The sequence below is a fragment of the Paucibacter sp. XJ19-41 genome (assembly GCF_028462495.1).
In the GTDB taxonomy this organism is placed as follows: Bacteria; Pseudomonadota; Gammaproteobacteria; order Burkholderiales; family Burkholderiaceae_C; genus Roseateles_E.
The window spans coordinates 21633-29954 of record NZ_JAQOWX010000072.1; the positions used below are offsets into that span (position 1 = coordinate 21633).

9 protein-coding genes are annotated in these 8322 nt (G+C 66.3%); 6 read left to right on the plus strand and 3 right to left on the minus strand.

Going from position 1 to position 8322, the window contains the following annotated elements:
• The first annotated feature begins 8 nt into the window (after positions 1-8).
• The 4 genes from PO768_RS18130 (at position 9) to PO768_RS18145 (ending at position 2566) form a co-directional block, all read left to right on the plus strand.
• Complete coding sequence (locus PO768_RS18130; RefSeq protein WP_272647163.1) at positions 9-935, plus strand: prepilin peptidase; 927 nt, start codon at positions 9-11, stop codon at positions 933-935.
• On the plus strand, positions 935-1540 hold the full coding sequence (gene coaE, locus PO768_RS18135) for a dephospho-CoA kinase (protein WP_272647164.1): 606 nt from the start codon (positions 935-937) through the stop codon (positions 1538-1540). The genes PO768_RS18130 and coaE overlap by 1 nt, the downstream gene beginning before the upstream one ends.
• Before the next feature lie 72 nt (positions 1541-1612).
• On the plus strand, positions 1613-2368 hold the full coding sequence (zapD, locus tag PO768_RS18140) for a cell division protein ZapD (RefSeq protein ID WP_272647171.1): 756 nt from the start codon (positions 1613-1615) through the stop codon (positions 2366-2368).
• A gap of 6 nt (positions 2369-2374) precedes the next feature.
• Positions 2375-2566 (plus strand): DNA gyrase inhibitor YacG, encoded by a 192-nt coding sequence (locus PO768_RS18145; RefSeq protein ID WP_442953247.1) that lies wholly within the window; start codon positions 2375-2377, stop codon positions 2564-2566.
• Here PO768_RS18145 and PO768_RS18150 read toward each other — a convergent pair.
• Genes PO768_RS18150 through tal form a run of 3 tightly spaced genes read right to left on the minus strand, consistent with a single transcriptional unit; the run spans position 2555 to position 5744 of the window.
• Positions 2555-3172, minus strand: coding sequence for an HAD family hydrolase (locus PO768_RS18150; RefSeq protein WP_272647165.1), 618 nt, complete (start codon positions 3170-3172; stop codon positions 2555-2557). The two genes, PO768_RS18145 and PO768_RS18150, sit on opposite strands and share 12 nt — an antisense overlap.
• Complete coding sequence (pgi, locus tag PO768_RS18155; RefSeq protein WP_272647166.1) at positions 3169-4794, minus strand: glucose-6-phosphate isomerase; 1626 nt, start codon at positions 4792-4794, stop codon at positions 3169-3171. The genes PO768_RS18150 and pgi overlap by 4 nt, the downstream gene beginning before the upstream one ends.
• The gene (gene tal, locus PO768_RS18160) at positions 4794-5744 is read right to left on the minus strand and encodes a transaldolase (protein ID WP_272647167.1); all 951 of its coding nucleotides are present in this window, start codon (positions 5742-5744) and stop codon (positions 4794-4796) included. Before tal ends, pgi begins: the two co-directional genes overlap by 1 nt.
• A gap of 135 nt (positions 5745-5879) precedes the next feature.
• On the opposite strand from tal, the gene PO768_RS18165 reads away from it, so the two are divergent.
• Both PO768_RS18165 and PO768_RS18170 read left to right on the plus strand, forming a co-directional pair.
• Positions 5880-7397, plus strand: coding sequence for a glucose-6-phosphate dehydrogenase (locus tag PO768_RS18165; RefSeq protein ID WP_272647168.1), 1518 nt, complete (start codon positions 5880-5882; stop codon positions 7395-7397).
• A 2-nt stretch (positions 7398-7399) separates the two neighbouring features.
• Positions 7400-8260: a MurR/RpiR family transcriptional regulator gene (locus PO768_RS18170; protein WP_137941652.1), complete on the plus strand. Its 861-nt coding sequence runs from the start codon at positions 7400-7402 to the stop codon at positions 8258-8260.
• Positions 8261-8322 lie beyond the last annotated feature (62 nt).

The following is an 8322-nucleotide window of genomic DNA, read 5'->3' on the forward strand; positions in this document are numbered from 1 at the left end:
TCTCTTGCATGACACAAGAAATCGAATGGCTGCTGTCCCCCTATGGTCTCGGCATCCTGGGGCTGTGCATAGGCAGCTTTCTCAATGTGGTGGTGCATCGGCTGCCCTTGATGCTGGAGCGGCAATGGCTCGGCGATGCGGCGGCTCAGCTGTCCAACAGCCCAGACTTGCAGCGCTCCGGCCTGCCCAAGACGCCCGCCGACAAGCTGGCGGCGGCCGCGCAAGACCTGGCCCTGCATCTGGACAAGCTGCCCAGGCTGGGCATTGCCACACCGCGCTCGCGCTGCCCCCAGTGCGGCCATCAACTGGCCTGGCATGAGAACCTCCCGCTGGTCGGCTGGCTGCGTCTGGGTGGCCGTTGCTCGGCCTGCAAGACCCGCATCTCGGCCCGCTATCCCATCATCGAGCTGTTGACCGGCCTGCTGTTCGCCGCCATCGGCTGGCGTTTCGGCGCCCAGCCGCTGAGCCTGATGTGGTGCGCTTTCGCGGCCTGCCTGCTGGCCCTGGCGGCGATCGACTGGGACACCACCTTGCTGCCCGATTCGCTGAACCAGCCCCTGCTGTGGGCCGGCCTGCTGGCCGCGCTGCTGGGCTGGACGATTGCGCTGGACCAGGCCCTGATCGGTGCCCTGGTCGGCTATCTCTCGCTCTGGTCGGTCTACTGGCTGTTCAAGCTGACGACCGGCAAGGAAGGCATGGGCTACGGCGACTTCAAGCTGCTGGCGGCGCTGGGTGCCTGGCTGGGTTGGCAGATGATTCTGCCCATCGTGCTGGGCGCCTCGGTGATTGGCGCCATCGTCGGCATCGCGATGAAGATGAGCAGCAGCCTGCGCGAAGGCCGCTATGTGCCCTTCGGCCCCTTCCTCGCCGGCGGTGGTTTGGTCGTACTTTTTGCCGGCTCGGAGCGGGTGCTGGCTTGGCTGGGCTGGGCCTGATGGCCTTGCGGATCGGCCTGACCGGCGGCATCGGCAGCGGCAAGAGCACGGTCGCGGGCTTTTTGCGCGAGGCCGGTGCGGCCCTGATCGACACCGATGCGATCTCACGACAGCTGACGGCCGCTGGCGGGGCCGCGATGCCCGCGATCACCGCCGCCTTCGGTGTCCAGGCGCTGACGGCTGAGGGCGCGCTGAACCGGGCCCATATGCGCGAGCTGGCCTTTGCCGACCCTGAGGCGCTGCGCCGCCTTGAGGCCATCATGCACCCGATGATAGGTGCCGAGACCCGGGCTCAGGCGGAGGCGGCGAGCAGCGATCTGCTGGTGTTCGATGTGCCGCTGCTGGTCGAGTCGGGGCGCTGGCGCTCGCAGGTGCTGCGTGTGCTGGTGGTTGACTGTGACGAGGCCAGTCAGGTGGCGCGGGTCACACAGCGTTCGGGGTGGACGCCGGCCGCAGTGGAAGCGGTGCTTCGGCAGCAAACCAGCCGTGCGCAGCGGCGCGCCGCAGCCGATGCGGTGATCCACAACGAAGGTCTGGACCTGACCGGCTTGCGCGCGCAAGTCCTGACCCTTGCGGCTCATTGGCGCAGCGTCGCCAGCGTATGAAACAATAGCGCTCACCGGCGCGCACTCGGCGCCCGGCTTGCCTCCCACGCTGACAGACGAGGAATGGCCCCCTTGGTTCTCTACGAATACCCGTTCAACGAAAGCATCCGCACGATGCTGCGTCTCGAACACCTGTTCGACCGACTGGGACAGCTGATCCCGCGCGAGACGCCGCTGGACCATCATTTCGCCCTGGTGACGATTTTCGAGATCATGGATGTCGCCTCGCGCGCCGATCTGAAATCCGACCTGCTGAAGGAGCTCGAGCGCCACAAGGCCCAGCTCAACAGCTACCGCGGCAATCCGGCCATCGCCGAGGACGCGCTCAACGAGGTGGTGGCACGCATCGACCATGCCTACAGCGGCCTGAACCAGCTGGTCGGCAAGGCGGGCCATGTGCTGACCACCAATGACTGGCTGATGAGCATACGCAGCCGCATCAGCATTCCCGGCGGCACCTGCGAATTCGATCTGCCGGCCTACTACACCTGGCAGCAATTCCTGCCGGCGCGCCGCCGCAACGACCTGATGCAGTGGACCCAGTCGCTGATGCCGCTGGCCGAGGGCCTGCAGGTGCTGCTGGGCCTGCTGCGCGACTCGGGTGCGCCGCACAAGGTGGCGGCCCAGGCCGGCCAGTTCCAGCAAAGCCTGGCCGCCGGCCGCGTCTATCAGTTGCTGCGCATGAAGCTGGACCCCAGCCTGGGGCTGATTCCGGAGATCAGCGGCCACCGCCTGATGATCAATATCCGCCTGATGCGGCAGGACGAGGAAGGCCGGCTCAAGCTGGCCGCGCAGGACGCCAGCTTCGAATTGACCTTGTGTGCCTAGATGACGATGGATGAGACCAAGCCGCCGCGCATCGTGCGCTGCCCCACCTGCGGCGGTGATAGCGTGTTCGCGCCCAGCAACAGCTGGCGCCCCTTCTGCAGCCAGCGCTGCCGCCAGATCGATCTGGGCGCCTGGGCCAGCGAGAGTTTCCGCGTCGAGGCGGCGCCGCCGCCGGAAGACCGCGACCTAGAGCAGTAGGCCCAGGGCCTGCAGCTGCGGCCGCATCGCGGCCGCGTCGCTGAACTGCAAGGCCTGCCAGCCGGCCGCCCGGGCCGCCTCGATATTGGCCGGGTGATCATCGAGGAACAGGCAGCTCGCCGGCGGCACGCCAAAACGCTCGATCGCAAGGCGATAGATTTCGGCGCCCGGCTTTGATTGCTTGACCCGGCCCGAGAACAGGCCCGATTCGAACCATTCATGCAGCGGGTAATGCCGCTCCAGATGATCGGCATAGGGCTCGGGCATATTGGACAGATAGAAGAGCCGATGGCCGGCCTGCTTCAAATCTTTGATCAGCTCCACCGTGTCTGGCAAGAGTTGCAGCTCGTCCGGCACCGCGCGCACCACCTGCTCGACCTCGGCACGGGGCCAGCCGGTGCGGGTGGCAACGCGCTCGATAACTGTCGCTGCGTCGATCAGGCCCTGGTCGAAGGCGCCCCAGTCGCCGCTGTAGTTCTGGAAGAATTCCGTCGCCACGGCCCTGCCCGACTCGGCATCGGCCACGCGCTGCGGCCACACCCGTGCCAGAAAACTCGCTGGATGCCAGCGAAACAGCACAGCACCGAAATCGAACACTACATTCATGCGCGCAGCCTCTGCAGCAGGCCGGCGGTGGAGGCATCCAGGCCGACGGTGTCGCCGCTGCTCAAGCGCGGCAGCAGGCTGTTGCACAAGGCCTTGCCCAGCTCGACGCCCCACTGATCGAAGCTGTTGATGCCCCACAGCGCGCCACTCACGAAGACACGGTGCTCGTAAAGCGCAATCAGCGCGCCCAGCGAGCGTGGGCTCAACTCGTCCAGCACCAGGGTCGTGCTGGGCCGGTTGCCGGGGAAGCTGCGATGCCGGGCCACGGTCAGCGCACCCAGCGATTTCGAAGCCGTCGGCGCCTTCTCGTGCAGCGCCTCCTCCACCGTCTTGCCCTGCATCAGCGCCTGCGACTGGGCCAGGCAGTTGGCCAGCAGCTTGCTGTGCTGATCCTGCAGCAAGCCGGCCAGCTCGCCGCCGATATGCGGGCCATGATGGGTGTGCTTGACCGCGATGAACTCGACCGGGATCACATCCGTGCCCTGGTGCAGCATCTGGAAATAGGCATGCTGGCCATTGGTGCCGGCCTCGCCCCAGACCACCGGGCTGGTGCCATAGGGCAAGGCCTGACCCTCGCGGTCCACGCCTTTGCCATTGCTCTCCATCTCCAGCTGCTGCAGATAGGCCGGCAGGCGCCTCAGGCCCTGGTGGTAGGGCGCGACGCTGCGGCTGCCAAAGCCATGGAAATTGCGATACCAGATGTCGATCAGGCCCAGCAGCACCGGCAGATTGCGCGCCAGCGGCGCCTGCCGGAAATGCAGGTCCATCGCATGGGCGCCGGCCAGCAGCGCGCGGAAGTTGTCGGCGCCGATCGCGATCGCGATCGGCAGGCCAATCACCGACCACAGCGAATAGCGGCCGCCGACCCAGTCCCAGAAACCGAAGCTGGTGTGGATGCCGAAAGCCGCCGCCGCCTCGGTATTGCTGCTGGTGGCGACGAAGTGGCGCGCCACATCACTGCCGCCATTGCCCAGGAACCAGGCCTTGGCGGCCAAGGCATTGGCCAGGGTCTCCTGGGTCGTGAAGGTCTTGGATGCGATCACGAACAGAGTCTTGGCCGGATCCAGATCGCGCAGTACCGGGGCCAGGTCATGCCCGTCGACGTTCGAGACGAAGTGAAGGCGCTGCCCGGCCTGGGTGTAGGCATTCAGCGCGCCGACCACCATGGCCGGACCCAGGTCGCTGCCGCCGATGCCGATATGGACGATGTCGCGAAAGCCGCTGCTGGCCACATCGCGCACGCTCTCGGCAAAGGCCAGCATGCGCGCCAGCGAGGCCTGCACCTCGTCGCTGAACAAGCCCTCGCCGGCCGGTGCGCGCAGGGCCGTGTGCAGCACGGCGCGGCCTTCGGTATGGTTGATCGGTTCGCCCTTGAACAAGGCCTCGCGTTGTGATTCAAGCCCGCAGTCGCGCGCCAGCTCCAAGAGCAGGTCCAGCGCGGCCGCATCGATGCGGTTCTTCGACAGATCGGCGAACACCTCCGGCGCTTGGAAGGACCAGGCCGCAAAGCGGCCGGCATCGGCGGCAAAGGCACTGCGCAAATCAAAGGCCTGACCGGCCTTTTCATAGTGGCTGCGCAAGGCGGCCCAGGCCGGGCTTTGATCACAACGCGAGAAAGTCATCAACGGCTCTCTTCAATCATCTGGTCCAGTTTGGCCGAGTCGACGGCAAACAGGCGGATGCCTTCGGCCAGCTTCTCGGTGGCCATGGCGTCCTGGTTGAGGGCAAAGCGGAAGCCCGCTTCGTCGAAGGAAACGGCGGGGATGTCGGCGGCACGCGCCGCCTCGGCATCCAGCGCGCGGGCCAGCGGCTCTTCCGAGGCCTGCAGCTGGGCCAGCAGATCGGGGCTGATGGTCAGCAGATCGCAGCCGGCCAGCGCACGGATCTGGCCGATATTGCGGAAACTCGCGCCCATCACCTCGGTAGCGATACCGTGCTTCTTGTAGTAGTTAAAGATCTGCGTCACCGACTTGACCCCGGGATCGTTGGCGCCGGCCTGGGCGGCCTCGTCCCAGGCGGCGCCGGCGCTCTTCTTGTACCAGTCGTAGATGCGGCCGACAAAGGGCGAGATCAGCTGGATGCCGGCCGCACCGCAGGCCACCGCCTGGCAGAACGAGAACAGCAGGGTCAGATTGCAGTGGATGCCTTCGCGCTCCAGCTCGGCGGCCGCCTGGATGCCTTCCCAGGTCGAGGCGATCTTGATCAGCACGCGTTCACGACCTATGCCTGCAGCCTCGTACAAGGCCATGATGCGGCGGGCTCGTGCCAGGGTGCCCGCCTTGTCGAAGCTCAGGCGCGCATCAACCTCGGTCGACACCCGGCCCGGCACCACCTTCAGGATTTCCAGGCCGAAACGCACCAGCACCTGGTCGACGATCTCGTCGAGCGGCTTGCCCTGATGCGCCGCCACCGTGTCCTTGAGCAGCGGGGCGTAGTCGGCCGACTGCACGGCCTTCAGGATCAGCGAGGGATTGGTGGTGGCGTCGCGCGGCGCGAACTGCGCCAGCTGCAGAAAATTGCCGGTGTCGGCGACGACGGTGGTGCAGGTCTTCAGTTGTTCGAGCTGATTCATGAGCGAGGTCCGTTGGTGATGCAGATCCCTTATTAGAACCGCCAGGGCGACACGGATTGACCCCTGGAAGAAACTCGTGCATCATAAATCCGGTAACTTCGTTACATCAACAAAACATTCCAACAGCAAGCGCGCATGTCATTCGATCTCGTTTTCTTCGGCGGTACTGGCGATCTCACATGGCGCAAGCTGATGCCGGCGCTGTTCCAGGCCTTCCGCCACGGCAAGCTGCCCGAGGGTGGCCGTATTCTGGCCGTGGCCCGTGACGATATGCCTGACGAGCGCTATCGCGAATGGCTCAAGGAACGCTTCAGAGAGGTCGACGGCCCGAAGCGCCCCAGCGACGAGGAGTTCGAGCGCTTCGCCGCGCTGCTGCACTACCGGCGCATGGACCTGTCCCAGCACGAGCATTACCAGAAGCTCAAGGACTGGCTGGACGAGCGCAATGCCGACACCGTGGTGCTCTATCTGGCCACCAGCCCGCATCTGTTCACCCAGATCTGCGAGCAGCTGGGCGTGGCCGGCCTGAACCAGCCCAAGGTACGCGTCGTGCTGGAGAAGCCGCTGGGCCACGACCTGGCCAGCGCCCAGCAGATCAACAAGGTGGTGCGCTCGGTGTTCGCCGAGGAGCAGGCCTTCCGCATCGACCACTATCTCGGCAAGCCCTCGGTGCAGAACCTGATGGCGCTGCGCTTCGGCAATGCCTTCTTCGAGCCGCTGTGGCGCCGCGAGAGCATTGCCAATATCCAAATCACCTTGGCCGAGGGACTGGGCGTCGGCACCCGCGGCCCCTTCTATGACGGCACCGGCGCCCTGCGCGACANCCAAATCACCTTGGCCGAGGGACTGGGCGTCGGCACCCGCGGCCCCTTCTATGACGGCACCGGCGCCCTGCGCGACATGATCCAGAACCATGCGCTGCAGCTGCTGACGATGATCGCGATGGAGCCGCCGTCGACCAATGATGCCGATGCGATCCGAGACGAGAAGCTCAAGGTGCTGCGCTCGCTGAAGCCCTTCACCGCAGAGAGCGTGGCGCGCGATGTGGTGCGCGGCCAGTACCGCGCCGGCACGGTGGATGGCAAGGCCGTGGTGTCCTATCTGGACGAGGGCAAGATCCCGGCCGACAGCGTCACCGAGACCTTTGTCGCGCTGCGCACCGAGGTGCAGAACTGGCGCTGGGCCGGCGTGCCCTTCTATCTGCGTACCGGAAAGCGTCTGGCGGCGCGGGACGCGCAAATCGTCGTCAACTTCCGCCAGGTGCCGCATCCGATCTTCCCCGGACCGAACCAGCCGAATCGCCTGGTCATCAAACTGCAGCCCGAGGACGGCCTGGAGCTGCAGTTACTCGCCACCAAGGGCAGCGGCGAGGCCCTGACCCCGGTGTCGCTGGATCTGGACTTCGACAAGGCCTTTGCGGCCAACCGCGTCGGTGCCTACGAGCGCCTGCTGCTGGACGCGATCGCCGGCCGCCTGAACCTGTTCGTGCGCAGCGACGAGCAGGAGCAGGCCTGGCGCTGGGTCGAGCCCATCCTGGACGCCTGGAAGCGTGACAGCGCCGGCCCACGCACCTATACGGCCGGCTCCTGGGGCCCGCCGGCGGCCAGCGCCCTGGTGGCGCGCGACGGCTTCACCTGGGCTGAGGAACAGTGAGCATTCTCGAAAGAATCAAGGCGGCGCTGCCCGCGCTGCCGCCGGCCGAGCAGCGCGTCGCCAAGCTTTTGCTGATCGACGCGCGCGCCTTCGCCAGCCTGCCGGTCAGCGAGCTGGCCGACCGGGCCCATGTCAGCAAGCCGACCGTGGTGCGCTTTTGCCGCAGCGTCGGCTATGACGGACTGGCCGACTTCAAGCTCAAGCTGGCCGGCAGCGTCAACGAGGGCGTGCCCTTTGTGCACCGCGCGGTCGACGAGGACGACAAGCCGGGCGATCTGATCGTCAAGGTGGTCGACAACGCGGTGGCCGCGCTGCTGCACTACCGCAACGACGCCGCCAGCCACGCCTTCGAGCGCGCCATCACCGCGCTGGCCGAGTCGGGCCGCAACGGCCGGCGCATCGAGTTCTACGGGGTCGGCAACTCCGGCATCGTGGCCCAGGATGCGCAGCACAAGTTCTTCCGCCTGGGGGTCAACACCGCCGCCTGCAGCGACGGCCATGTGCAGCTGATGAGCGCGACCATGCTGCAGACGGGCGACTGCGCCGTCATCATCAGCAACTCGGGGCGCAGCCGCGACCTGATGGATGCAGCCGAGATCGCGCGCAAGAAGGGCGCGACCACCATCATCATCACCGCCAGCGGCTCGCCGCTCGCGGCGATGGGCCAGGCGCCAGGCCAGATCCTGCTGGCGGTCGATCATCCGGAAGACTTCGACCGCTACAGCCCGATGGTGTCGCGGCTGCTGCACCTGATCGCGATCGACATCCTGACCACCGGCGTCGCGCTGCAGCTGGGGCAGAAGCTGCGGCCCATGCTGCAGGAGATCAAGCGCAATCTGCGCAGCAAGCGCTACGCGGCCTAGCAGGCTGTTGAATTTCAGCTCGTAAGTCCCGTTTCGCAATCGAGTCGTCGTTGCTACTGTTC

Excerpts from the sequence above, each read along its gene's own strand:
- PO768_RS18130 (WP_272647163.1), top strand. The coding sequence starts at position 9 with ATGACACAAGAAATCGAATGGCTGCTGTCCCCCTATGGTCTCGGCATC.
- tal (WP_272647167.1), bottom strand. The coding sequence starts at position 5,744 with ATGAATCAGCTCGAACAACTGAAGACCTGCACCACCGTCGTCGCCGAC.
- PO768_RS18145 (WP_442953247.1), top strand. The coding sequence starts at position 2,375 with ATGGATGAGACCAAGCCGCCGCGCATCGTGCGCTGCCCCACCTGCGGC.
- PO768_RS18150 (WP_272647165.1), bottom strand. The coding sequence starts at position 3,172 with ATGAATGTAGTGTTCGATTTCGGTGCTGTGCTGTTTCGCTGGCATCCA.
- coaE (WP_272647164.1), top strand. The coding sequence starts at position 935 with ATGGCCTTGCGGATCGGCCTGACCGGCGGCATCGGCAGCGGCAAGAGC.
- pgi (WP_272647166.1), bottom strand. The coding sequence starts at position 4,794 with ATGACTTTCTCGCGTTGTGATCAAAGCCCGGCCTGGGCCGCCTTGCGC.